This is a genomic window from Microcoleus sp. K1-B1, assembly GCF_036704705.1.
Classification (GTDB): Bacteria; Cyanobacteriota; Cyanobacteriia; order Cyanobacteriales; family Microcoleaceae; genus Microcoleus.
The window spans coordinates 27,140-51,851 of the sequence record NZ_JAUBSH010000034.1 but is presented as its reverse complement, the minus strand read 5'-3'; the positions used below and the strand labels follow the sequence as shown (position 1 = coordinate 51,851).

Genomic DNA, 24,712 nt, shown 5'->3' with positions numbered 1-24,712 from the left:
ACAAGAAACTTTTAAATTTCAACCATATAATACTTCTTCTACAGGCGGCGTGGCGTCTGTGGGGTCGAACTGTTTGATTTTCAAAGCTTGTAGCAAAAACAACCAGATATAAAGCGGATTCAAAAAAACATACCGCTGCCAAAGGCGCCGAGGTTCCTTCATCATCCGAAACAGCCATTCCAAACCTATTTTAGATAAAAAGTCAGGAGATTTAGCCAAATTACCCGCATGAAAATCGTAAGCAGCACCTACAGCAATCAACGGCATTGATAAGTCATCTCGGTATTCGTAAGCCCAGACTTCTTGCCGGGGACACCCCAAACCGACAAACGTAATTGCTGCACCGCTGTTGCGAATTTCCTGTGCAATTTCTTGTTTCTCTTGGGGCGAAACCTGCCTAAATTTAGAAGGCTGAGTTCCAGCAATAATTAACTTCGGAAAACGCTGGCAGAGATTGCGAGATAAAGCTTCCAGTACAGAAGCTTGAGATCCGTACAAATAGATAGGTAATCCTTCTTCTGCCGCACGTTCGCAGATTTGTAACATCGCATTCGGCCCGCAAACTCGATCGGGCAATTCCGTATGGTATAGCCAATTTAACGCCCACCTGACCGGCTGTCCGTCTGGCAATACTAAGTCAATGTGATTAATCCGATAACGATGAGTGCTGTCGAGAACCCCAGTCATTACCCCGTGAACCGCTAGAGCAGAAACTGACATTGGTTTTCCGGCGCTGGCTGCTGCAATAATTTTGCTAACAGCCGCTTCATAATTAACGGCATTTACTAATATGCCTAGTACATTCTTTTTCCCTTTATCAATCATGGAACACCTCTTTAAGCCAACGCTCGCAGTTACACTCATAAATCTCCCCTAAGATTTTTTAACCTTGCATTCTTCAATCGTTTACCGAAATTCCCAGCACATTCTTTTTGCCCCGCTCACTCATTGGCATCCTCTTTCAGCCAACGCTCACGGTTACATTCATAAATCTCCTGTAAGATTTGTTTAACGTTATATTTCATTTTCCAGTTGGGATAGTGACTGGAAAATTTGGAATTGTCGCTAATCCACCAAATGTGATCGCCTATGCGATTCCCTTCAGCATAAGTCCAATTAAACTTGCGTTCTGCAATTGCCTCGCACATCTGGATAGCTTCTAACATCGAACAATTGCTGTACCTGCCTCCTCCTGTATTATAAACTTGGGCGCTTTTGGGAGCTTTATAAAATTCATAAAATGCCGAAATTAAATCTGCGCTATGAATGTTATCGCGAACTTGCTTGCCTTTGTAGCCAAACACGGTGTAAGGAGTTCCCGTGACAGCACACTTCATCAAGTAGGCGAGGAAGCCGTGCAATTGAGCTCCAGAGTGATTTGGTCCCGTCAAACAGCCGCCGCGAAAACAAGCGGTGTTCATATTAAAATATCGACCGTATTCTTGAACTAAAATGTCCGCAGCTACCTTAGAAGCACCAAACAAACTGTGCAAGCACTGATCGATTGACATATCTTCCCGAATGCCGCTTTCGTAAGTATGGCCGGGTTCAATTTCCCACCTGTGTTCTAATTCAATTAAAGGCAAATTGTTAGGCGTATCGCCGTATACTTTATTGGTAGAAGTGAAAATGAAAACCGCTTTAGGACAGTACAAGCGAGTTACTTCTAGAAGATTGAGAGTGCCGTTGGCATTTACGGTAAAGTCTATTTTCGGAGCACGGGAAGCCCAATCATGGCTGGGCTGGGCTGCTGTGTGAATTACTAATTCGATCGACTCGCCGTACCGCTGAAAGATATTGGTAATCGCTTCATAGTCGCGAATGTCCACATCTAAGTGATAATACTTGGTACCCAAAGACTTTTCGAGCAGTTGGCGGTTCCAGTTTGTAGAACCATCAGCACCAAAAAAGAACTGGCGCATATTATTGTCGATGCCAACTATATCTAAGCCTTGTTTGGCAAAGAACTTACAAGCCTCAGAACCAATTAAACCCGCCGAGCCAGTAATGATTGCAACGCCCACGTTTCACCGCCTGAAAAAATATAGTTTTTTGTGTTTTTCCCGATCGAACAAATCAGAAGTTATCCTGATTTTCCATCGAATACATCTTCGCACAATTGGGCAAAGAATAGACCTTTAACATCCCAATCATAGATTTCCCTGACGCGCGTTTGACCCGATAGACCCAAGCGCTCTCGCAATTCACGATCTTGCGCTAAACACACTATAGCTTCTGCTAGACCTTGCACAGTGCGATCGGGGTCAGTAGCAGCCACTTTAATCCCCGTTTGAGCCGTCACTTGAGTAGCCGGACCCCCCAAATCCAAACAAATCGTCGGACGGCCAACCCCCATCATTTCCGTGCAAACAAAACCTCCAGAGTCATGCAAACTCGGATGGAGGAGAACGTGAGACTCCCCCATTTTAGAAAGAGTTTCAGTGCGAGATAAAGTTCCCCAAAAAAATACTTTATTTGCCAGTCCCAATTCTGTGGCCAAAGCTTCCAAACGCTGCCTTTCCGGGCCGTCTCCGACAATCCAGTATTCCGATTGTTCCAGCTTCGCCTCCGCAAATGCACGGAGTCCCAAATGCACCCCTTTCCAATGTAAGAGACGACCAACACTGATGAATCTAATTGGTTGCTGTGGCGGGGTAGGAAATTGCTCTAGTTCTTGAATTTCCTGCTGCGACAAACCGACTTGCGAGAAAATCTTCACGTTTTTTGCTTTGAGAAATCGCAGTCTGGCTGCGGTTTCTTCCGTAGTTGCCAGCGCCACGGCACTGCGGCGCGCCGTCATACCCACAAACGGATCGCGTTCTCCTACCCTTTGAGCCAATGCCCGCAGCGTTTCGTAAATTTTGCCCCGGCGGCTAAAATCTTGCCAAAAAGGCTTTGGTGCTGCTTCTGCACCCCCCACAGGCCCCCAAATAAAAGGATGTGGCAACAGCGCCAGGAAACTTGGAGACCAATGTTTGACATAAGTTACGTGATGTACTATGTCAAAACCAATTTCGCGATCAAGCTTCCGAGCGATAAAATAAGCCCAGATTTGCCACAGATAGTAGTGAAGTTGCAGCAATCCTTGTTTCCCCTTCCAATCTTCGCTCCACCCAAACGGATCAAAATAAACAAACTGCAGGTTTGGTACTGGGTTCCGCTCTAGTTCTGCTTCAATGTACGATCGACAAAACGTGCGAGTAAATACCCAACTTTCGTGATGTTTAGCAGATTGGATAACAGTATTCCATCCTACTCCCTCTTCGGAGCCGAGATTCGGTTCGCAAGCAAACGCAGATAATAAAACTTTCATGGCTAAGTGGTAATTGCTAATTGGTAATTGCTAAATTTTCCCTCTTCCCTCTTCCCTCTCTCCGTTAAATCCTTTACACTCATCCGTTGCGGAACTTGCTTCACCTATTCTCCATCAAAAAAGATGTAACTTCGACGTAAGCTTTAGCTGCTGTTTCGGGAGTTTTTTGAGAAATTATCTGTCGTGAACGCTCTCCCATCGACTCAATCAAATCAGGATCATCTAGAAAAATTTGCATTTGATCCGCTAAGTCTTGAGCACTGCTAGGGTCGAAAATATAACCGTTCTCGCCTGAAATAATTAACTCACAGGAAGCTGCACCATTTGAACACAATACTGGTTTTCCCAACACCATCGCTTCGGGTACAACCATACCCCAGACATCCTCAAAAGTAGGAAACACAAAAATATCAGCTTGCTGAAAATAAGCACCTAAATTTCCATATTCCACCCATCCCGCCCACGTTACCTGCTCCTCAAAATCGCACTCTTTAATAAATGTTTCCAGTTCTTCCCGCTGCTCTCCCTTGCCAACAATCAACAGCGAATAATCAACATAACCTTGACTTTTAAGAAGAGCGCAAGCTTCTAAAAGCGTCTTAATTCCCTTTCTTGATGTGATTCGCCCTACATACAGAAAAATTGGGCGCTTCAACTCCCAATTCTGCGACTCAGTGCCCTCCAGCCGTTTCATTAAAGCTCCCGCATCTGGGACAAGATAGGTTCGGGTAAAAATTTTATCCTCCCGTACATTAAGCGCTTCTATCAGATATTGCTGACCCGCCTTACTGTTAGAAACAAAAGCATCAGCAAACCGCACAAGTATCCGGCGAACAAATGTCCTAAAACTGGAATCTCGAAAATCTGTATTGGGGGAACTACCATCATAAATAATCGCAATTTTCCATCCCATCAGTGGTTTTAACAAAGCCACAATTACAGTCCACAAAGAGAAAGCTTGGGGAAATACGACATGAGGTCGAAATTCAAGCAGATAGCCAATAATGGCTGGTGAGACTACAATAAACCCGCGATCGTAGCCTGTATTTATCTTTGTCGTTTCGACAAAACTCGTCTTTCCTACTAACTGAATTACCGACGAACCCGGCATTTTGGGATCGAATCCTGGCCAAACCCCACCAGTATAAAATACAGTATTCTTAAACACCTTCGTAAATTCTCTCAAAACCGGCTGCCAGTAGGCTCCCAAACCCACTTCCGGGACAAGCCAAGCGATGCGGAGTTCATCCATGCTGTTCACCTTTAATTGTAGCGACGACAAGAAAGCCGGCGGTATCGCCAAAAACCTTCCCCATTCCCTGTGCTTGCAAAAATACTATCAGCCGCGATAGCCTACAGATCCTCGGCGGAGCGAGATCAAAATCAACCTCAAATAAGGTAACAGCCAATATATCGGCCACAAGATATTCGTGTGCCGCTGTACCAGCACTTTCGACTCTTTGGGCCCAAAACCCTTGGGTTGCAGTACCTTTTTAAATCGATCGACCAAACTCATGTTCGGGTCTTCCCAACAGTTACCCTCAGGCGGGTTGGTCGAGCAGGTGGCCACGTATCCAGGAACCACCCAAACTGTACAATTTTGTTGCACCGCTCGCAAACCGTAGTCGATATCTCCCATACTGTGGATGAATGCGGGGTCTAGGTTTCCCACTACTTCAACTACTGCTCGCGGCATCAAAACGCAGTTACCGTTCATAGTATGGCAAGGCTGAGCTTCCTCGCTCGGTTCCACCAGGCGAAAGTGCAAAGGATGCCACCAGCTAGTCCGCAACCAGCCTCCATAAGTCAGCGCCCCAGTTTCCGAGTCACGAGTAGAACCCACTGCAATAGCCCGCGTGTTGCCTTGCTCAGCTAAGCAACGGGACGTTGCCAGCATTGTGTTCAAGGCTTCCGGTTCCAGTACAGTGTCATCGTTTAGCCAGACATAGTAGTCATAATTTTGCTTTATGGCTTCAGCAAATCCTTGCCGCATTCCTCCATTCCAAAACAGGTTCCCATCTCCGCGCAGCAATTTAACTTGCGGATAAGTCTCCTGCACAGCTTCGGCCGTACCGTCAGTGCTGGCATCGTCCACTAAGTACGCCACCAGCAAGACATCTGCAGGCAGCACCTGATTGAATAGCGCCGCGAGACTAGCTAAGGTCTTTTGCTTGCGGTTATGGCAAGTTATGATTGTTGCTATAGTGCTGTGTGGTTTCATCAATCTATAATAGTTTCATTCAATATTGTAGTCTGGAAAAAAATATGAGGCAATTACTCAAACAAATAGCGTATAAAATTCTTAAGCCTTTGGGATTCGATATCCCGCGTCAAGGCATGAGAACATCTATGTACGGCGTACTCGATCAGTTTATCAAGTTGGGTTTTCAACCAGAAACCGTTATAGATGTCGGGGTTGCCTATGGGACTTTTGAATTGTACGAAAAATTTCCCCAAACCAATTTTTTGCTGGTAGAGCCTTTGATCGAATACGAGAAAAATTTAAAAGAAATTTGTCAAAGATACAAAGCTCAGTATATCATGGCTGGTGCCGGCGCTCAAGCGGGAAATATTACGATTAATGTTCACCCTCAACTTTACGGCTCTTCTACTCTCAAGGAGTCAGAGGGTAGTGTTGCCGACGGTGTTCCCAGAGAAATTCCTCTGGTTGTCCTTGATGATTTGTGCCGGGAAAGAAACTTAAAAGGGCCTTATTTATTGAAGGTAGACGTGCAGGGCGCTGAGCTTAATGTTTTAGACGGCTCTCGCCAGGTGCTGGAGGATACAGAAATAATCATTCTGGAAGTATCCCTGTTTGAATTCTTTGTCGGCGGGCCACAATTCTACGATATCGTCAGTTATATGAAAGAGCGCGGATTCGCCACCTACGATATTTTTGGGGGTTACATCCGTCCCCTCGACGGAGCTTTAGCTCAAGTAGACATGGTGTTTGTTAAAGAAAACGGACAATTTAGAAAGTCTAATTTTTTTGCTACGCCACAGCAGCGGAAACGGTTGGTTTAAGGGGCGGTGCAGTTTGAAGCGCTGGCGAGTTCGGAAAAAAGAGACAAATAGTGCCTAGCTTGTATGTCTAAGGTAAATTCCTGTTCCACTTTTTGACGGGCCCTGGCACCGAGTTTTTGGTGCCGATCCGGATCTTCGAGTACCCATGCAATACCTCTTGCTAAGTCTTCTGTTTCATAAGGTTTAGCTAAATAGCCATTGGAGCAGTGTTCGATCATATCGGGCAGTCCCCCGATATGGAATGCCGCGCTGGGGATGCCACAAGCAAGGGCTTCCATGACTGTATTTGGCAAGTTATCTATCACGGAAGGGGCGACAAAGATATCTGCTGCTGCATAAACAGTTGCTAGGGAAATATCATCTGCTAGTCTCCCCAAATAGTTAGTTTTAAAACCAAGTTCAATGGGATTTTCCGGTTGAGAAGATCCAAAAACCAGCAACTCTATCCGATCTTTCCAGCCTGATTTACTGAGGCTTTGTAAAGCGGGTACAAGCAAGTTAAATCCTTTCCAGCGATCGCCCGTTCCACCTGCACCTCCAAAGAGTACAATTTGTTTATTTTGAGGTAAATTCAGGATTTCTCGCGCCCAGTGACGATTTATGGGTTTGTACTTTTGAGTATTGATGCCATTAGGAATTACTTCAACTCGAAAATCTTTTAATAAAGAACTAGAACTAGCGCATTTAGCCAACCAAGCACTAGGGCTAACCAGAGTTAGGTCAATATTTTTCCAAGCTTTAGCTTTCCGCTGCCACACCCATCGCGATAGATCCCAATCTTTGCTGCTGTGCAGTTGCGGGCAGCTACCGCAAGATTTAGTGTAGCGATCGCACTCTTCGCTATAGTGGCATCCACCTGTAAAAGGCCACATATCGTGGAGCGTCCAGACTAGGGGTTTATTAAACTTCGGAACACTTTCTACTTGCAAATAACCCCCACAAACCCAGTGAAGATTAATAATATCAGGCTCAACTTTAGCGACTTTATCCGCTAGGTAATCGGGCCGCCATTCTGTAGAAAATATCGCCTGATTCCTCTGAGGATAAAGTCTCAGTGGCAAGTTAGATACACTTGAAATAATCTTCTCAAACTTATTGGCCAAACTATTCTGTGATAAAAGTACATTGTGATCACCACTACTCTTATGTTTCACCAGCATTTGCGAAGACACACCAATCCCCTGCAAACCTTGGTGCAGCCGATAAGCGGCGCGGGCCGCCCCCCCTTCTGTATCAGAACTATTGATAACTACAACCTTCATTTACCCTGCCTATCCTCTAGATTTCTAGCTGACTTTACCTGATTTTTTCAAAAGTTGATTGACTTTTTTTTGCACCTTTCTTAGCAAGGGCGGATCGTAATCATATAAAGTGTTTTCTGTAAAAGTATCTGCTTGTGCATCCCGAATTGCAAAGGCTGGGTGTTTCATCGGAAATGTTATAGCTTCTACAGGCATATTACTATAAGGACTGTTGACATTCTCCGTATTAGTTCCTCCTACACCATGTCCGATATTAGAAGCTAAATTGACATTTGCCAGAAGATTCATACCATTTTGAATAAAGCTAGCAAATGTCCACTGAAAAGCCCAACTCTGTAATTTTTTTTCATAACAAAGCTGAAAAGTATTTGTCCAAACTTTTACAGCATGGGAGTCTCCCAGTACATCCATCAAAAAATTACCATCCCGAATTTCCGGCCACAACTTCATATCTAAATCATAATGCTGCCAAGCTCGCCTCCAACTCGCCCAGCTCCAGCAGTGATTATAGCGAGAAAAGTAGTAACTATAATCAGTTCTTTTTCGCCCAAACTGAACATTTTGACCAGAGATTGACAGAATCCGCTGATCGTCTCGGTAACGCTCCAGCAATTCTTCAGCGAAGCGGAAAAAAGTAGGATGAGGGAGACAGTCATCCTCAAGAATAATTGCCTCTTCAACTTGATTAAACACCCAATTCATACCGCTAGAAACCCGCAGGCGACAACCGAGATTTACGTCTGCGTAATTATTCAAAACTTCGCAGTCCCAATCTACTTGGTCAATAATAGCTCTAGCAGCAGCACATTCTTGATCTTCTCCAAGCCTATCTGGACGTGGGCCGTCAGCAATTACTAGCAATTTGGGAGGTTTTGCCTGACGAATTGCCTCAAATACTCTAGCCGTTGTATCTGGACGTTTGAAGATGATAAAAGCGACAGGTGTTTGGATTTTGTAATTGGACATTTCTTAGACTCTGCTTATAGTTTAGGTATCATAGAGACTGACTCAGCCTAATTTTAGGAAAAGTCCATCAGTGATATCTCGCTCAGGGTGAGTTCAAATTATTTAGTTCTTGTTCGGAGCATTGATTAATTGCTGATTGGCACGATCTATCATATTTTGCAGTTCGCCACTGGCAATAATAGGAGCATAAGCCTCATAAAACTTTTTCGCATTAATAACCGATTGTTTTTTCACTCTTTCGCTATTAAAGATTCTCATGCCACCCTCGCCCACATTTCTAACAAATGGGCAGAGATATAAACCTACTTGGTATCCAGCCAACCAAGCTCTCACGCTCGCCTCGTCATCGTCAAACTGAAACGGAGCATAATCTTGATTGATTCCTCCTAGTTCCAGGAAAGGCTTTCTCCTCAGAAATGTGGGAGCCCTGTTAACAGATGTAGCAAACATAAATGGTAGACCCGACTGAGATTCTATGTAGTGAGGCGTTGCATAAATCCGTTTCTTAAAAAGTCCTGGTCGAGTAATTATGTCTCCAATTCTTTTATAGGTAGGCTCTTCATTTGGATTCACTGGATCTGGGGTCAAAAAGTCCAACCCTTCTCTGCCACCTAATATTAGTAAACCAGGTAAAGCTTCAAACAAAGACAGTGCGTGCTCTACCCAAGTATTATTATAGGGTGGTATATCATCATCTTGCAGTAAGCAAACAAACTCGCCTTTCGCCATCCCGATCGCTCGCTCGTAGGTTCTTACCTCGAATAAGTCATTGCAGCGCAGTAGAAAGTCATTGGGCCTATCCAGGTATTTCATCCACTCTTCGTAGGAACCATCACTAGAGCCATCATCAATGACTATCAGTTCTTCAGCCGATGTTAACCTTAGTGCATTGATGATAGTCTTAATATTAGGTTTTTTATTGAAAAATTGCACAATGAGTGAAATTTTGGGGCTGCTTTTGTAAATTGAGCTGGGTTCGGAAGTTTGAGAACTGGTGACTTTTTTCTGTATTTTTTGCTCGTGCCTCTGATTCGCTAATTGTAACCATTTGCGAACTAACTTCGCTCTTAGAGACTCCATGGCTTCTCCTTAGTAAAACTTTTCTTGACTCTAAAACTTTTAGTGTGGGTAATTGAACACACATCTAAATAGCACTTTTGAGGGCTGGAAACTTTTGTCGCACAGGACTCGCCTTGGAAAATTAGATGCGTGTTACCTTAACTCTAGCAAAACAGTGTGAATTTGACAATATCAATCCACAAGCGCACCTTAACATTTCGCCACTTCCTCTTCTCTACTGTTCTCCAGCAACTCAACCAACGACATCAGCAGTCATCTGCGATTTAAACTCACAGTTCGTCAGAATCATCCAAGCAGCGATGTTGGCTAACACTGAAATCTGCATCTGAACTGGCAGAAATCGATAGCGGAAACTAGCAACCCGAGGATCAGTTTCTTGGTAAAGGATGTCTTGGGCAAAGTTACCCCACCGCTCCTCTATCAAATCAACTGTCATGCCGGCATGGGCAGAAGGCAGCAGCATATTAGAGCCATGCAAACCAATTACTAGACGGCTCGTCGCGTAAACTTTACACATTTCTATTTCTGTTTTGGCATCAAACTTATCTACTCTATAGTCTTCAATCCATTCAGGAAATTCAGTTTTTTTGCCGAGACCTACCACTGCAAATTTTGCTTCAGGAAGGCGATTACGCATTTTTTCAAATAACCTTCGCACTTGCCAATTTTGGAGGGCGATTCCCAGATCTAGCATTTTTAGTTTTCTGAGAACTCGGAAAATAAAACTATTACACCAAAGCCGATCCTCACGCCAGATAAAGCAGATTTTAAATTCTTTTTCCTCAAAATTATGTTTGGGAACTCTAGTAAATCTTGTGATATCGAATTTGCTGGGATGCGAATGTGTTTTACTCACGTAAATTTCATCATAACGGTGAAATTGTTCGGCTACGAAATTTTCAAATCTGGGATAATAGCATGAACCTTTTTTTAGGGATATATTCACCGTCCATACTTCTGCCACTGCATCGGGAACCATCCACCTTAGAAACTTTGGTACTATGACAACTAAGCCACAATCCGAGTGAGAATCTAAATGTCTTTGGGCATTCAGCAGCTTTAACAAGCAGTGTCCGTAAAGATAATCAAGACAGTTTAAGACGACGATCCGCTTACAGTCCCGGAAAACCTCTTTATCAATTTCTAGTTTTTCAGTTTCAGGATTTTGGAGAGCTTCTAGAAGGGGTTTCACAAACCATTCTTTGTAGTTCTTGTGAGACCAAATTACTTTTTTTGCTAAATCAATTTGGTAGGGATTATGAAGCGAGTGAGCCACTCTCAACCCTTCAATGAATTCGCAATCGCAGTCAACGCACTTAGAGTTTACACAAATTTGCATTCCCGGCCAGAATACGCTGAGCGGCGTGAGTGGCCGCTCGCAATAAGGGCAATTAGATTTATGCTGAATAGTTGGTTTTATTTCAATCATCTTACTAATCCTATGAGGCGAGAAGCAGCCTTGTATAAGTTGAGAGAGCGCCAGATAAATTTTCCAAAAGGTCGCAATTCCTTAATCAAGAAATTGACTAATATAATCACGTAAAAATAAGTTATCAAAGTAGCCGCAGTTGCTCCAAAAGCTCCATACTTAGGAATCAGTAGCAAGTTTAATCCCACATTTAAAAGAGATCCAACCACAGTTAAGTAAAGACTGTAGCGCAACTGACCTTCTATGGTCAAGTAGGTGTTCCGCGCCACCCCAAAGTTACTGCCAAATTGTGCCCAAACATAGATTGCCAAAACTGATGCTGACTTCGCATAACTTTCCCCGTAAAGCAGATGCACTATTAACGGAGAAAGCAATGAAATCGGGATTGCCACTCCCAACCAAAAAAATATCATAATATCTGAATAGATTTGAAATTTATTTAGATATTCTTCATAATTGTTTTTTCTCAAATTTGCTAACTTCGGAAAAATAGAGCTTGATAGGATCATCGGTAAGAAATCGCAGATCTCCGAAATTTTAACAGCCGCAGCATAATATCCCAGTTCAGCATTTTTATTCATAGCACCGAGCATAATCTGATCGGTTTTCGAGTACACATAGACTGCAACTCCTGACAAAATTATCGGCCAACTCTCCAAGAGCAATTCCCTGCTCCGCTCCCAACTGAATTGCCAATGCTTAATTTTATTGCCAGTAAGCTGATAAAAATATACATAAGCCATCCCTACCATTGCCACCTCTAGCAATCGAATGCAGGCGAATGCAAGTAGCGGAGCCTTAAATGTTACCAACCCAATTCTGACAGCGGCGACCAAAAAAGATACCGAATTCTTCGCCAACACTGTATATTTTGACTGGACTTGGGACTGAAACCAAAAATTTATCGCCTCAAAAGAATTAAAAATAGTTCCGGCCGCGATGATGCCCACTAGCCAGCGAGTCAGACTGTCATTGGGCTTAAGTAGGGAAATCACGGTGACAGTTAACACCAGAGTAATCAGACCACCAATAAATTGCAGTCCGAAGGAAGTCCCCAGGGTCTCATTTTTGCATTCAGGGTTGCTAGCGATATCGCGGATGACGATTCTGCCCAACCCCATTGAGGCCACCGCACTAAATAGAGATACAAAGGCGAGGGCGTAGTTGAGCAAGCCAAATTGAACAGGCCCCAAATACCGAGCGACCCAAAGACCTACCACCAGACCCAAACCCATCTGTAAGATTTGGTCAGTGAACAGCCAAGCTATGTTGCTTAGTACCTGGCGCAGACCAGGCCCAAGCTTTTGACTTACCCCAGCTAGCTTGTCTAACATCAGAAGATTTTAAGTGTTTAGGAAATTATAAAGGCGGTTGTGGAACGCTTTGCCATCCAGCAAAATCACACTCGTTAGATGATATTATAGGACAACTTGGCACCTTTGTGATACGCGCAAAAAACCTTACTTCAGTCGACCGTGCGAGCTACAGAACGCCTTTGAGGGTTACTGGTGCTACTGTGGGAACTATTGTTAGCATTATCTATCGCAAGTCGAACCGTCAACATTACGTAACTCAGCCAAGGATTTGCTAGATCTATAATATAACCTTCTGTGATGTTGCTTATAATAATAGACACTAGAAAACAAATAGGTATTCCCGCTTCTTCCAGGGTGCTACGACTCAAATACCGAACAGCGTAAGCTAAATTGAGCAGCAAGGAAGTCATCATTAAGATTAATCCCGGCCAACCGAAGGCTAACAAGATACCGAGCGCGCCATTGTGAGGATTTTTCGGTTGAAATCCATTAGGAGTATAAATAAAATAAGCAGGAGTACCCGCTCCTAACTTATCTTGTTGAAAAAATCCATCGTATCCGTAGCCAAACCAGGGGCGTTGATTGACCGCAGCGATTAACTGCGGCCAGAATTCTGTCCGCCCAGTTAGAGTCAAGTCCTTGCCTAACCCACCTACAATAATATCCTCTAGGTTGTCTACTACAAAAACAGTCATAATTATACTGACCACCAGGAAACATATAATCGCAGTAAATGCCCACTGAAAACTTAATTTTTTTAGAAAATTTAGAGACGATACAGCAACTATTAATATGATAGTAATCACTAGAGCCGCTCCCGATTTATTAGCCCTTACTAGGTAAAATGAAAAGAACATCATTCCCAAAGCAATCCAGCGCTCTTTCGGAGTTTTAGCTCCTTGAGAATAATGCAAATACCAAAATGCCGTACAGAGAGCTAAGACTCCCCCCAAAGAATTTTTAGATTGGGTTAAGCCGACAAAATCTCCTGAGCCAGGGGGTTTCATTACAAAACTTGCCAAACCGATTGCCGTGTATCCCCACCGCCAAAAACGAGATAAATCCTCCCATTTATATTGCGCTGCAATGTAAAAGCCGAAAGCAGTAAATCCTGAAAAAGCTAGGCCTGCTCTTAGCGTTTCTTCAGGAACTATAGACCATAATGTAGACAATAATGGAAGTAATATATAAAGTAAAAAAAAAGTATTCATTATCAATAATTGGGCAAAAATATCTATAAAATTGTTCATAAAAATTTTAAGTCTTGAAATTAAAATTAATACTACCCATGGGTAAAAAAAATAAGGTAGTAGTTTTAATATACCACCTTCTGGATCTTTCAAGTTAACAAAATGCAAGTAATTAAAAGGAGGTTGGGTCAGAAAGGGAGAGATAAAAATATAAAGACCAGCAAAGCTTTTTTCTAAAGCCAAACCTATTTTTTTATAGCTAGCAAATTGAAATAATAGTATAGTTGCCATCGCGAGTATAGCAATTAGCATCAAAGTCAATGAAGAACTACCTAAAATCAGCTCTTTCAGCATATTTGGTAGAGACACTGGTTCAGTCATAATTGCTTTCCTTTATAACCAACAATATCAAATTATATAGATATAAAATATAGTCGTCAACCCGCAACCACGCTAACACAGAAATTAGGCATCAAGCAAAAGTACAGCATCGTTTTTTCGGCGATCGCTTAAAATAATGAGCTTTTTACCCAGCACTAAAAAGGCTACACTTATATAAATCATAGTCAATAAAATTAGGTGGTGTATGGTTAACACCCATTTTCCAAGACAGATAGCCCCGTCGGTTGTGGGTGTTGTCTTGTTTGCTTCCACTGTCCTCGCTGACGCCAGAAGCACCCCGGCACAACTTCCCATCCCGCTAGGCGCAGACCAAGCCCAGAACGTTGCGCCCGTTAGGAGAGCGCCGGAAAGCTATAAACTCGGCGGCGGCGATCGCATCCAAGTAGAAATACTCGAAGTACCCGAACTCAGCCGCGGCTACGAAGTCCTTTCCGACGGTTCAGTCAACCTGCCCCTGATCGGCTTGGTCTCCATCCGCGGCCGCACCTTAGTAGAAGCCACCAACATCATCCGCAACGCCTACCGCCGCGTCCTCAAAGACCCCATAGTCACAGTCAGCCTCGTCGCCGCCCGCCCCCTCAACGTCGGCGTCATTGGAGAAGTCACCAGGCCCGGAAACTTCATCATAACCCTAACTCCCGGGCCGGGAGCCACGCCGAGTGTCCAGTACCCCACCGTCACCCAAGCGATCAGACTCGCAGAAGGCGTCACGGGTGTCGCCGACATCCGCAACATCCGCGTCCGCCGTCCCCAACGAGACGGCCCCGATCAAGTGCTCAACGTCAACCTGTGGAAATTCTTGCAAGAAGGAGACATCTCTCAAGACATCATTTTGCAAGACAGAGACACAATCGTGATTCCCACAGTCGCCAACTTCAACCAAGCAGAAGCTCGTCAATTTGCGACAGCCAACTTTTCGCCACCCCCAGAAAAACCTCGATCGATCTCCATCGTTGGTCAAGTCACCCGGCCTGGGGCTTACGTCGTGATCGGTGGCAACACCACAAACGACCTCAGCCGCGAAGGTTTCCCCACCGTCATCCGGGCCATTCAGCTAGCAGGCGGCATCACCTCCGATGCCGACATCCGGCAAATCCAAGTGCGGCGAGTCACCAGAAGAGGCGAACAAATTATCCCAGTCAACCTGTGGCAGTTCCTAGAGTCCGGCGACGGCGCCCAAGATACCATCCTCCAGGAGGGAGACACGATCATCGTACCCAAAGCTACGATCGTCAACCCTGCAGAAGCTGGCGTACTCGCGAACACTAACTTTGCCCCCGTCGGCATTAACGTTTATGTAGTAGGAGAACTCAGAACATCCCTCGATCCCTTGAGGCTCCCAGCTAATGCCACATTGAATCAAGCTTTAATTTCCAGAGGATTTTTTGGCTACGAGAATACCAGAGCTAGAAGGGATAAAGTTGAGCTAGTCCGCCTCAATAACGACGGTACAGCTACTAAACGGACGATCGAAGTCAATTTAACTCAAGGAATTAACGAAGAAACCAATCCTCAACTTCGCAACAACGACATGATTATCGTATCTCGCAGGGGTCTCGTCAATTTTGTCGATCGCATGAACGCTGTAATCGGACCTGTCGGGCCAGCTACGGGAGTGTTAAATTTTATAAACGTTCTCCGATTTTTATTTAGGTAAGAAGGCGGCGGGTGAGGTGGATAATTCCTGGCAAAGGCTAGAATAAACGAAACAATAAGATTACCCAGCCGCGACCTAGCCGCTTCAAAAATATCAACCTCAAAAATATCAACCTCAAAAATACCCTGGCTGAATATGGATAGCAGACAAGATTACCAACCCTTCACACCCAAATCTAATGGCAAACTGCCGGAGTTATCTGCTCAGAACTACAGAGATCACTTCGTAGAGGAGAGAGAAGAAGAAAAGCTAGACTTGTCCTGGCTCTTAGGCGTCGTGCGCCGTCGCTTCCTGGTCATGGCAGCAGCCACCATTGCTTTGAGCGCCCTGGCAGGAACAGCGATCATCGCCACTTCTAAAAGCATAACGGTCGAGTATGAAGGCTCCTTTTCCCTGTTGGTAGAACCAGCCACGGCTGAAGGTTTGCTATCCAAACAATTAAACAACACCCAAGCTGCCGACTTAGCAAGAATTAATATAGAAGGAATTAGCTTAGTAGACTACGAAACCCAAATTAGGATTTTGCGTAGCCCCAAAATGATGCAGCCCGTGATTGAGGAATTGCGAGCATGGTATCCCAAAATGAACTATAGCGAACTGATCTCAAAAATGTCGATCAACCGTATCAGCTACACGAAAGATGGTAAACAGCAAGGCACAAAAATTTTACAAGTTCGTTACAAAGATTCAAACCAAAAAAAAATTTACACCGTATTGGATAAAATTTCTAAAGCGTATCTAGATTACAGCTTGCAGCAACGGCTGATGGGCATTAATCAAGGTATTAAATTTATAGATACGGAGATGCCCAAGCTCCGAGAAAGAGTGGAAGTTCTGCAACTGCAAGTCCAAAGGCTGCGGCAGCAGAGGAACTTGTTTGAACCTCAGATAGAGGGAAAATCTCTGTCTGAACAAGTTCAAAGCATTCGGGGTAAGCAAGTAGAAATTAGAGTTCAGCTAAAAGGGATGCGAAACCTCTACCAAAGCTATCAAAAACTACTCAACGAAAATAATCCCCAGGGGCTGCTGATGACCCAAGGACAAGCTTACGGCGGACTCTTAGGTCAAATTCAGAGAATAGACTCGGAATTGTCATTAAAATTAGCTCAGTACAGAGAAGACAGTTTGCCAGTTTTAGCGCTGCGAAAAAGTCGGGAAGAACTGATTTTAACCGCCACTCAACAAGCAAAAGAAGTGGTGATGGGAAATTTAGAGACCCAAATCAAAGAAGTTGAAGCGCGCGATCGCGAAATGACAGCTTTGCAAAATGCTCTCAACCAAAAAATTAGAAACTTTTCAGTTACCACCCGAGAATACGACAATTTACAGCGGGAACTGCAAGTAGTTACTAAGAGTTTTTCGGACTTCTTGGCAAAACGAGAAGCCTTGCGGATCGATGCAGCTCAGCAGCAAATCCCCTGGGTGCTGATCAATCCTCCGGAAATTCCGCTAGACAAATTCGGCAACCCTCTAACAGCTACCGTCAAACAAACCAAAAAACAGTTAGCGCTGGCAGTAATTTTAAGCACACTCCTGGGCATAGCAGTCGGCTTGCTGGTAGAGGTACTAAATACTGTGTTCCACACTCCAGAATCACTGAGAATTGCCACAAGATTGCCCATACTCGGTGTGATTCCGTTTACCAAAAAAGTCAAGCGCCGACCGCCAGCCAGACAGAGGAAACTAACATCGGCTCGATCAAACTCGAAAGTGGAAGTAGTCGAACTGGGCGAAGCTAGAGATAGTGGTTCGATGAGCGATGGCCCAAGTATTTTGAGCGACTTGGACTATCAATTTTTAGAAGCATTTCGATCGCTATACACGAACATTCACTTGCTGAGTGCAGGCACGGCAATTCGATCGCTTTTAGTTGGTTCAGCCGTAGCCGGAGACGGCAAATCTACAGTAGCTTTGCACCTAGCAGCCACAGCAGCAGCAGTCGGACAGCGAGTATTGTTAGTAGATGCAGATTTGCGCTGCCCGCAACTGCACACTAAGTTAGGACTGCAAAACGTGCGTGGCCTGGGCGATGCCATCTCCACGGATCTCAGCCTCAACGACGCGATTCAACGAGCCCCGAACCAAGAAAATTTGTTTGTACTCACCGCAGGCCAAATTCCCCCCGATCCGATCAAGCTTCTTTCTTCCAAAAAAATGCAGTATCTGATGGAGCAATTTCAAGCATTTTTTGACTTAGTAATTTATGACACCCCGCCACTAGCAGGCTTGGCAGACACCCACTTGATCGCAGCTCACACAGACGCTACGATTATGGTCGTCCAAATTGGGCAAACAGACCGATCGCAAGTTCGCAAAGTTTTAGAAGAATTAAAAATTTCTGGAGCTTCCGTCTTGGGAATCGTTGCTAATGGCTGCAAAAACACCGGTCACAGCTACCGCCAGCGCCCGGTCGTTTTAGAGACGGTCTACGACCAAAAACTATCGGCTTTAGGTACTAAAAATCCTAAGTAGACAAATGTTGATGCAGGCGGCCGAGCGCCGCCGTCCTCAACGGGAAACGCACAACCAAGCTATACCCTGATTTTTTGATAATAGTACCATTTGAGAAAGAAAATGATAGACTAACGGACATAGCCTCGTGTGTCAACCGAGATTGCGCGGATCTTTAAATTTTGCGGTAATTACTCAGAAAATGATTGAGAAATCAGCAAAAGTGGGTAAACTACATTTAGCAGAGCGCAATCTCAATCAGGAAAAGACACCTTTGAAGGTGAACGTTAGTGTAAACGTTAATGAGAACGTTTCAACCCAGAAACTTGGTAGGGATTATTCTATGAGTACAGTTATGGTTGTTGATGATAGCGTCACTCTGCGGGAGATGATCGCCGACTTGCTCAAAGGTAGAGGACTCAACGTCACGGTAGCGAGTGATGGCGTAGAAGCTCTAGAGCAAATCAAGGCTAACCGCCCAGATTTAGTCGTTCTGGATATCGTGATGCCCCGGATGAACGGCTACGAAGTCTGTCGTCGGCTCAAAAGCGACCCTAAAACCCAAAATTTGCCGGTGGTAATGTGTTCGAGCAAAAGCGAAGAGTTCGATCGCTATTGGGGAATGAAACAAGGAGCCGACGCTTACATCGCCAAGCCATTTCACCCTCAAGAATTGGTCGGCACTATTAAGCAACTGCTGCGAGGTTGAGGTGGAGGAATAGGGACAGGAAAAAAAATGTCTTCAGCGCTGATTATTTCTGCTCCCGCAGCCTCTTTAAACTACTCGATTGACAATAGTCCAAACATCCCCGTCCGATCGCACGTAGGGAACAGAAATACTTTTAAAACCAGTAATAAAAGGCTTGTAATAAACCTGCCAGTAGCTGGGACTAATTTGGTCGGCGATAGCTTTGAGTCCCTTCACTTCCGCCGCCAGTTCCGCCGCCAGTTCATTAATCCGTTCCGCGTGTCCCTGAGCTAGTAATCTTCCTTCTTCAACTTGCTGCTCTATCGGAGTGATTCTTTGCAACTTTACCGACTGCTGCTGTTTCTGACTCAGTTGAGCAGACAGAGCCGCGATCGCGTCATCTATCCCCTTGACTTCTGCCGACACTTGTGCTGTTTCCCTCGCGTGACGCCGATAAGCATCGGCGATCGCTTGGGGCGAATCACCTGCTGGGACAACATCGGCAATACTAAGCTGCTGGCGTTCCAGGCGCAATTCCTCAATTTGAGAGTAAATTGCCTCTATATCTGTCTGAAGTTTGTCCACCTAATTATTACCGCGTGGTTGTTGGATATTTTAGCATATTAACACAAACCAATTACCTAATCGGCATAGAAATTGCATATTTTCAGCGAGCTAGAAGCAAAGCCCCACAAGCAGAAGTTGAAGAGTTTGAAAAATACAAATTTTTATATTTCTCAGTTGAGCGATTTCCGTCGATATCCAGTCGGGTTAATCAGGTCGTGTACGGTAAAATCAGCATTATAGATTGGTAGTGAGGAAGGCAAGTACCAGGGAGTTTTACGAGGATTAAAGTCGTCAATCGATTGCGCGATTTTAGATTTTAGATTTTAGATTTTAGATTTTAGAATTAAAGCATTGACTTGCGCGAGATAAATACGTTCGGCAAGTTTCATCGGATACAGGTTTTTGATTTCTGGGTCCTGAGTCTGCTTTCGGAATGAATCCGGGGGCTTGTATCCTGGATGCTTTCGATCACTACAAACACAATTGCCAATTCCCATTACCAATTATCAATTATTAATTAAATTTTTTAAGTTGTTCCCCCTTGCTGCCTCAACTTGACTATAGTCTCTACCAAAACATCGGGTTGCACGGGTTTAGACAGATGTCGATCGAAACCCGCAGCAAAAGCACGATCGCGGTCTTCATCCCTAGCATAAGCCGTCAGAGCGATCGCCCAAAATTTCCCTGTCTGCGTGTTCAAAGAACGCAGCCTTCGTAGCAGCGAATAGCCATCTTCCTCCGGCATTCCGATATCGCTGACCAAAACATCCGGCCCAAACTGCGAAGCCACCTCAAACGCCTCAGCAGCAGACGATGCAGCCATGACAGCGGCCCCGGAATCTGCCAAGACAAACCTCATAAATTCCCGCGAATCAACCTCGTCATCAACCAGCAAAACCTTAACTCCCAGTAAATTACCAGCGCCAGCCAAAACCGGCGCTTCCTCCCGCGCGATCGAATTTACCTGCATCGCAGGGAGGCGGAAACTAAAAGTCGATCCCATATCCAGTCCCGGACTCTGGGCCCAAACCGTGCCGCCGTGGAGTTCTACCAACTGCCGGACGATCGCCAGACCCAGCCCCAAACCGCTATAATTGCGAGTAATCGTAGCATCCGCTTGGCGGAAAGAGTCAAACACATAAGGCAAAAAATTCGGTGCAACCCCAATTCCCGTGTCGGTAACAGCCAGCTCAACCTCCGAATCAACTCTCGAAAGCCGGATTTCAACTCGCCCCCCGCGCGGCGTAAACTTAATCGCATTCGTCAGCAAATTCCAAATCACTTGCTGCAAGCGGCCAGGGTCTCCTGATACCCAAAATTTCGGATTTAACTGAGATTCAGGATTGCCAGAAACCTTCCCAAGTTGGGAAAATTCAGGAGTCTCCAAGCCCACATCTACAATTGCAAACTGCAAATCGATCGACTTAGCATCGGCAGCCAACCGCACCGTATTCACCGCTGCTTCCACCATCGAAATCAAATTTACCGCATCAGGATTCAAAGTCAACTTGCCGCGAATAATTCTCGAAATATCCAGCAAATCATCAATCAATTGAGTTTGCAATTTAGCATTTCGCTCGATCGTTTCTAAAGCCCGCCCAGTAGCAGCCGGATTGAAATTGCGTTGCTGCAGCAGTTGCGCCCAGCCCAAAATCGCGTTTAAGGGCGATCGCAACTCATGAGAAAGAGTTGCCAAAAACTCATCTTTCATGCGATTTGCCTGCTGAGATTCCTCATAAAGTCGGGCATTGTCGATCGCCGCCGACACCGCCTGAGCCAACTGCATTAAAATACTTTGGTCATCTTCGGCAAACTCCCCCTCGTACTTGTCCGACAACTGAATCAATCCCAGATTTCTGCCGTCCCTAGCCGTTAACGGTACAGCCAGCCAGCCCCGCATCGGCGGGTGCTTCCCCGCAGCCTTGCCGAACCCCCGCCAGGCCGGGTGAGCCTCTAACTCGCTTTGAGTCATTCGCATCGCCTGTTGGTGCTGGCAAACTTGTTGGTAAATGCCCGTACCGTCTGGCTCTTCGCAGTAATCTTGCCACGCGGCGTATTTTTCTGACATGGAAAACTTGCTAATTCCCGCATCCCAGTTGGCGGCCGGGTTGAGGTTAACCGCTACCTGGTGGACTTCCAGAATTTGGCGGGCGCTATCGGCAGCTAACTGAAGTATTTCTGCCACCGACAGCGTGGAGTTGATAGCAACTGACGCGGATGTTAACTTTTGCAGGCGAAGCAAATACGAGCGCTCGCGGGCCAACGCGCGGGAGCGATCATATTCTAATTGTTTGCGATCCGTAATGTCGATCGCCACCCCGAACAGCCGAAGGGGTGTACCGGATGCGTCAAAAACCACCCGCCCTTTGTCGTGAAGCCAAATCACTGACCCGTCGGGTCGCACTTTGCGGTATTCCGACTCGTAAACTCCCGTGCCCGTGAGTGCTGCATCCACATCTGCCAAAAACCTTTCGCGGTCTTCTGGATGCACCGCATTCTTTTTTTGCTCAAAAGTACCAAAGGTGCTATCTGGGCCCAAACCCATCTGTGTTTCGGCATTGGACGAACGGCGGACTTCCCCCGATGCCACATCCCAGGTAAAAGCGATCGTATTAGCTGCTTCTAGAGCAAAGCGCAAGTTTTCCTCGCTTTCTTGCACCCTGGCTTCCGATAATTTGCGATCGGTAATATCCCAAACCACGCCGCTCGATCGCACCGATTTACCTGTATCATCATCAAAAAACTTGCCCCTACTCGCGATCCAATGCAAGCTGCCGTCGGGCCAAATCACTCTAAATTCGTATTGGTATTCTATTTTGTTTTCTAAAGCAAAGGCAACAGCCCGGGCGATCGAGGCCTGGTCATCCGGGTGAATGCAGCTAAAAAACGCTTCGTAAGTTCCCGCAAAACTGCCTTTTTCGAGCCCGAATAACAGTTCGTGTCCCTCCGACCAAACCATCTCCCCATTTAATAAATTCCAATCCCAAGTTCCCATTTTCGAGGCTTCGATCGCCAACCTCAGCCTTTCCTCCGAAATTGCCAACTGCGCCACAGTTTTCGCGTAGTTCTCGCGCAACTGCTGATTTTTCAAGCTTTCGCCCACTGCCGCCGCCAGCCGCTTTAAGTGTCGCCCTTTGAACACGTAATCGCTTAAGCCGGCTTTCATAGATTCGACTGCCACTTGTTCGCTGCCGCTGTCAGTACACATAATTACCGGACAATTCGGGTAGCGACTGTGAACTTTTTGGAGAATAGTTAATCCGTCGCTCCAGTGCAGTTGGTAGTCGGTAATTACTATATCAAAACCCCCGGCTGCCAGGGTGTTTTCTAGAGTTTGGATATCAATAACGGACTTAATTTCTAAATCGGGAAAAGTTTTCCTCAGTTCTCGCTCGATCATCAGGCGATCGTTCGGGTTGTCGTCGATTAACAGAATAGACAGCATTAGCCTTTTAGTTTTTGTATTGGCACAAACATTCTTAAATCTAACAATATGTTATTGAGCAATCTCGACAATTTAAATATGTACTTGGTGGCCTAATTAGACTTACCAATAAATTTATTGTATTTGCTTGTATTTTATTATATTTTAAAGCTGGTAATATCCTCAACCAGCTTTTTAGGGGCGTGCCCAGAAGCAAATTAATTAACTAAGTTATTGTAAAACACATCAGAAAGCCAGCTCAGGCAGGAAAGGTGCAAGAGATTACTTAACTCTTACTATACTAATTGTTTATTCTGTCTTCGGGTGTGAACAAGCGGGTTGATTGATTTTTTGAGCTACAGCAGAATATTGCTGTTAAAACCCTCTTCCCTAGAACCTCATCTTTTAAATCCCGATTCACTGTGCGTTGCCGAACTTGCTTCCTCAACTCTCGCACTTGCGTAATTTTACCCAGAAGCTGGTACCGGTTCCCAGAGTCGATTTCAGCCCGATCGCACCCCCCATCCGATCAACTCCTTTGTTCGCTATCGCCAGCCCTATTCCCGTCCCTGGATAAACTTCTTGACCGTGCAGGCGATCGAACAACCCAAAAATCCTCTCTTGAAATTTTTCTGCAATACCAATACCGTTGTCTTCTACCCAAAGATAGATATATTCCTCCTCAGCTTCTGCATAAACTCGCACCTGCGGCTCTATCCCAGGCTGCACGAACTTAATTGCATTGGAGAGCAAGTTAGCCAAGACTTGCAGCAGCGTAGCAGGATGGGCCAACACCGTAGGTAGCGGTTCAACAACCGTTATCCGAGCTTGTTTTTGGGCAATTTCAGCCTCTAGTTGCGCGATCGATCGACCTACAATTAAATGAAGAGAAACTGCTTTTAGTGGGAAGTTAGCTTTGCTGAGGTGGCTGTACTCTAACAAATTTTCGATTAAAGTATTCATCAGACTTGCAGCGTCATTAATCCGAGACAAGTAATCCTGTGCAGTAGCATCCAACTCGCTGGCTTTATCTTTAAGCAACATTTCAGCAAAAAACAAAATTCCCCGCAGAGGAGCGCGCAAGTCGTGCGAAACTGAATATGTAAACGATTCGAGCTGTGCGTTAACTTCTTCTAACTCAGCAGTACGCTCTCTCACGCGCTCTTCCAAAGTTTCATTAAATTCCCGCAAAGCAAGTTCAGCCACCTTGAGTTCAGTAATATCTTCAACCAATCCCTCAATGGTACTTTCACCTTCTGCCCTGTAGAGATATTGAGTAAACCGAATCCATTTTACTCGACCGTCTGGCAAAGGAAATGTAATTTCGAGATTGTGAGACCGAGACTCCCGTGAATCTAGAGGTTGCACAAATAATTGCTGGAGATAAATCCCTTGGACATCGGCTAAATTGCTGGCATCAAACAAGCGCAAAAAAGCTTGATTGCTTTCCAAAAGCTGCCCCTCGGAAGTCGCTCGAAAAACTCCGACATTTAAGTGTTCTAGCAGAGAATGAAGTTGATTTTCTAGTCGGGAAACTCGTTCCCAGGCGGCAACTCGATCGAGCACTGCCCGAACCGCAACGCAAAGGCGGACATAGTGCTTCGGCGACTTGATAATGTAGTCGTCCAAGCCTGATTTCATCGCCTCTACAGCAATTTCTTCATTGCCAGTATTCGTAAACATTACAATCGGGCATTCTGGATAACTGACTTTAATAGTTTTAAGGACATCCAAACCGTTCGTCCAGCGTAGCTGGTAATCGGTAATTACCAGATGGAATCCCCCTCGTTTCAGTGCTTCCCCGAATAATCTATCGTCAGAAATTTCCGTTATTTGCAATGGCGAGAATTGCCGCTCTAATTCGCGTTTGACGAGCAGCCTATCCGTTGGGTTGTCGTCAATTACTAGAATGTGTACCACTTTAACAATTGATAATTTGGCTG

At 45.1% G+C, this 24,712-nt stretch carries 18 protein-coding genes; 4 read left to right on the top strand and 14 right to left on the bottom strand.

Going from position 1 to position 24,712, the window contains the following annotated elements; translation table 11 throughout:
• Window positions 1-18: 18 nt before the first annotated feature.
• From QUA83_RS14880 to QUA83_RS14860, 5 genes are all read right to left on the bottom strand, one after another.
• Window positions 19-864, bottom strand: a complete 846-nt coding sequence (locus QUA83_RS14880; RefSeq protein WP_333293893.1) for a WecB/TagA/CpsF family glycosyltransferase — start codon at window positions 862-864, stop codon at window positions 19-21.
• 77 nt (window positions 865-941) lie between these two features.
• Window positions 942-2,024 carry an NAD-dependent epimerase/dehydratase family protein gene (locus QUA83_RS14875; protein ID WP_333293892.1) on the bottom strand — a complete coding sequence of 361 codons (1,083 nt, stop codon included), beginning with the start codon at window positions 2,022-2,024 and terminating at the stop codon, window positions 942-944.
• Window positions 2,025-2,083: 59 nt separating this feature from the next.
• Complete coding sequence (locus QUA83_RS14870) at window positions 2,084-3,313, bottom strand: glycosyltransferase (RefSeq protein ID WP_333293891.1); 1,230 nt, start codon at window positions 3,311-3,313, stop codon at window positions 2,084-2,086.
• Window positions 3,314-3,413: 100 nt separating this feature from the next.
• On the bottom strand, window positions 3,414-4,565 hold the full coding sequence (locus tag QUA83_RS14865; protein WP_333293889.1) for a glycosyltransferase family 4 protein: 1,152 nt from the start codon (window positions 4,563-4,565) through the stop codon (window positions 3,414-3,416).
• 87 nt (window positions 4,566-4,652) lie between these two features.
• Window positions 4,653-5,534, bottom strand: a complete 882-nt coding sequence (locus tag QUA83_RS14860; protein WP_333293888.1) for a glycosyltransferase family 2 protein — start codon at window positions 5,532-5,534, stop codon at window positions 4,653-4,655.
• A gap of 44 nt (window positions 5,535-5,578) precedes the next feature.
• Here QUA83_RS14860 and QUA83_RS14855 point away from each other — a divergent pair, with 44 nt between their 5' ends.
• Complete coding sequence (locus tag QUA83_RS14855; protein WP_333293887.1) at window positions 5,579-6,337, top strand: FkbM family methyltransferase; 759 nt, start codon at window positions 5,579-5,581, stop codon at window positions 6,335-6,337.
• On the opposite strand, the gene QUA83_RS14850 is transcribed toward QUA83_RS14855, so the two are convergent.
• From QUA83_RS14850 to QUA83_RS14825, 6 genes are all read right to left on the bottom strand, one after another.
• Window positions 6,334-7,599: a glycosyltransferase family 4 protein gene (locus QUA83_RS14850; RefSeq protein WP_333293886.1), complete on the bottom strand. Its 1,266-nt coding sequence runs from the start codon at window positions 7,597-7,599 to the stop codon at window positions 6,334-6,336. The genes QUA83_RS14855 and QUA83_RS14850 overlap by 4 nt on opposite strands.
• 24 nt (window positions 7,600-7,623) lie before the next feature.
• The gene (locus QUA83_RS14845) at window positions 7,624-8,565 is read right to left on the bottom strand and encodes a glycosyltransferase family 2 protein (RefSeq protein ID WP_333293884.1); all 942 of its coding nucleotides are present in this window, start codon (window positions 8,563-8,565) and stop codon (window positions 7,624-7,626) included.
• Window positions 8,566-8,667: 102 nt separating this feature from the next.
• Complete coding sequence (locus QUA83_RS14840; protein ID WP_333293883.1) at window positions 8,668-9,645, bottom strand: glycosyltransferase family 2 protein; 978 nt, start codon at window positions 9,643-9,645, stop codon at window positions 8,668-8,670.
• Between the two features lie 232 nt (window positions 9,646-9,877).
• Window positions 9,878-11,074: a hypothetical protein gene (locus QUA83_RS14835; protein WP_333293882.1), complete on the bottom strand. Its 1,197-nt coding sequence runs from the start codon at window positions 11,072-11,074 to the stop codon at window positions 9,878-9,880.
• A complete protein-coding gene (locus tag QUA83_RS14830) occupies window positions 11,071-12,408 on the bottom strand; it encodes a flippase (protein WP_333293881.1) in 1,338 nt (445 codons plus the stop codon). The genes QUA83_RS14835 and QUA83_RS14830 overlap by 4 nt, the downstream gene beginning before the upstream one ends.
• Before the next feature lie 131 nt (window positions 12,409-12,539).
• Complete coding sequence (locus QUA83_RS14825; protein WP_333293880.1) at window positions 12,540-13,961, bottom strand: O-antigen ligase family protein; 1,422 nt, start codon at window positions 13,959-13,961, stop codon at window positions 12,540-12,542.
• 205 nt (window positions 13,962-14,166) lie between these two features.
• Here QUA83_RS14825 and QUA83_RS14820 point away from each other — a divergent pair, with 205 nt between their 5' ends.
• The 3 genes from QUA83_RS14820 (at window position 14,167) to QUA83_RS14810 (ending at window position 18,799) form a co-directional block, all read left to right on the top strand.
• Entirely contained in the window at window positions 14,167-15,639 is a 1,473-nt protein-coding gene (locus QUA83_RS14820; RefSeq protein WP_333293879.1) for a polysaccharide biosynthesis/export family protein, read from the top strand.
• Window positions 15,640-15,774: 135 nt separating this feature from the next.
• Complete coding sequence (locus tag QUA83_RS14815) at window positions 15,775-18,111, top strand: polysaccharide biosynthesis tyrosine autokinase (RefSeq protein WP_333293878.1); 2,337 nt, start codon at window positions 15,775-15,777, stop codon at window positions 18,109-18,111.
• 322 nt (window positions 18,112-18,433) lie between these two features.
• Entirely contained in the window at window positions 18,434-18,799 is a 366-nt protein-coding gene (locus tag QUA83_RS14810; RefSeq protein ID WP_039886668.1) for a response regulator transcription factor, read from the top strand.
• A 66-nt stretch (window positions 18,800-18,865) separates the two neighbouring features.
• On the opposite strand, the gene QUA83_RS14805 is transcribed toward QUA83_RS14810, so the two are convergent.
• The 3 genes from QUA83_RS14805 to QUA83_RS14795 form a co-directional block, all read right to left on the bottom strand.
• A complete protein-coding gene (locus QUA83_RS14805; RefSeq protein ID WP_333293876.1) occupies window positions 18,866-19,363 on the bottom strand; it encodes a hypothetical protein in 498 nt (165 codons plus the stop codon).
• A 508-nt stretch (window positions 19,364-19,871) separates the two neighbouring features.
• Window positions 19,872-22,790: a PAS domain-containing protein gene (locus QUA83_RS14800; RefSeq protein WP_333293875.1), complete on the bottom strand. Its 2,919-nt coding sequence runs from the start codon at window positions 22,788-22,790 to the stop codon at window positions 19,872-19,874.
• Between the two features lie 423 nt (window positions 22,791-23,213).
• Entirely contained in the window at window positions 23,214-24,689 is a 1,476-nt protein-coding gene (locus QUA83_RS14795) for an ATP-binding protein (RefSeq protein ID WP_333293874.1), read from the bottom strand.
• Window positions 24,690-24,712 lie beyond the last annotated feature (23 nt).

Coding starts and splice junctions, on each gene's coding strand:
- QUA83_RS14880 (WP_333293893.1), bottom strand. CDS start 864: ATGAGTGTAACTGCGAGCGTTGGCTTAAAGAGGTGTTCCATGATTGAT.
- QUA83_RS14870 (WP_333293891.1), bottom strand. CDS start 3,313: ATGAAAGTTTTATTATCTGCGTTTGCTTGCGAACCGAATCTCGGCTCC.
- QUA83_RS14865 (WP_333293889.1), bottom strand. CDS start 4,565: ATGGATGAACTCCGCATCGCTTGGCTTGTCCCGGAAGTGGGTTTGGGA.
- QUA83_RS14860 (WP_333293888.1), bottom strand. CDS start 5,534: ATGAAACCACACAGCACTATAGCAACAATCATAACTTGCCATAACCGC.
- QUA83_RS14855 (WP_333293887.1), top strand. CDS start 5,579: ATGAGGCAATTACTCAAACAAATAGCGTATAAAATTCTTAAGCCTTTG.
- QUA83_RS14850 (WP_333293886.1), bottom strand. CDS start 7,599: ATGAAGGTTGTAGTTATCAATAGTTCTGATACAGAAGGGGGGGCGGCC.
- QUA83_RS14845 (WP_333293884.1), bottom strand. CDS start 8,565: ATGTCCAATTACAAAATCCAAACACCTGTCGCTTTTATCATCTTCAAA.
- QUA83_RS14840 (WP_333293883.1), bottom strand. CDS start 9,645: ATGGAGTCTCTAAGAGCGAAGTTAGTTCGCAAATGGTTACAATTAGCG.
- QUA83_RS14835 (WP_333293882.1), bottom strand. CDS start 11,074: ATGATTGAAATAAAACCAACTATTCAGCATAAATCTAATTGCCCTTAT.
- QUA83_RS14830 (WP_333293881.1), bottom strand. CDS start 12,408: ATGTTAGACAAGCTAGCTGGGGTAAGTCAAAAGCTTGGGCCTGGTCTG.
- QUA83_RS14825 (WP_333293880.1), bottom strand. CDS start 13,961: ATGACTGAACCAGTGTCTCTACCAAATATGCTGAAAGAGCTGATTTTA.
- QUA83_RS14820 (WP_333293879.1), top strand. CDS start 14,167: ATGGTTAACACCCATTTTCCAAGACAGATAGCCCCGTCGGTTGTGGGT.
- QUA83_RS14815 (WP_333293878.1), top strand. CDS start 15,775: ATGGATAGCAGACAAGATTACCAACCCTTCACACCCAAATCTAATGGC.
- QUA83_RS14810 (WP_039886668.1), top strand. CDS start 18,434: ATGAGTACAGTTATGGTTGTTGATGATAGCGTCACTCTGCGGGAGATG.
- QUA83_RS14800 (WP_333293875.1), bottom strand. CDS start 22,790: ATGCTGTCTATTCTGTTAATCGACGACAACCCGAACGATCGCCTGATG.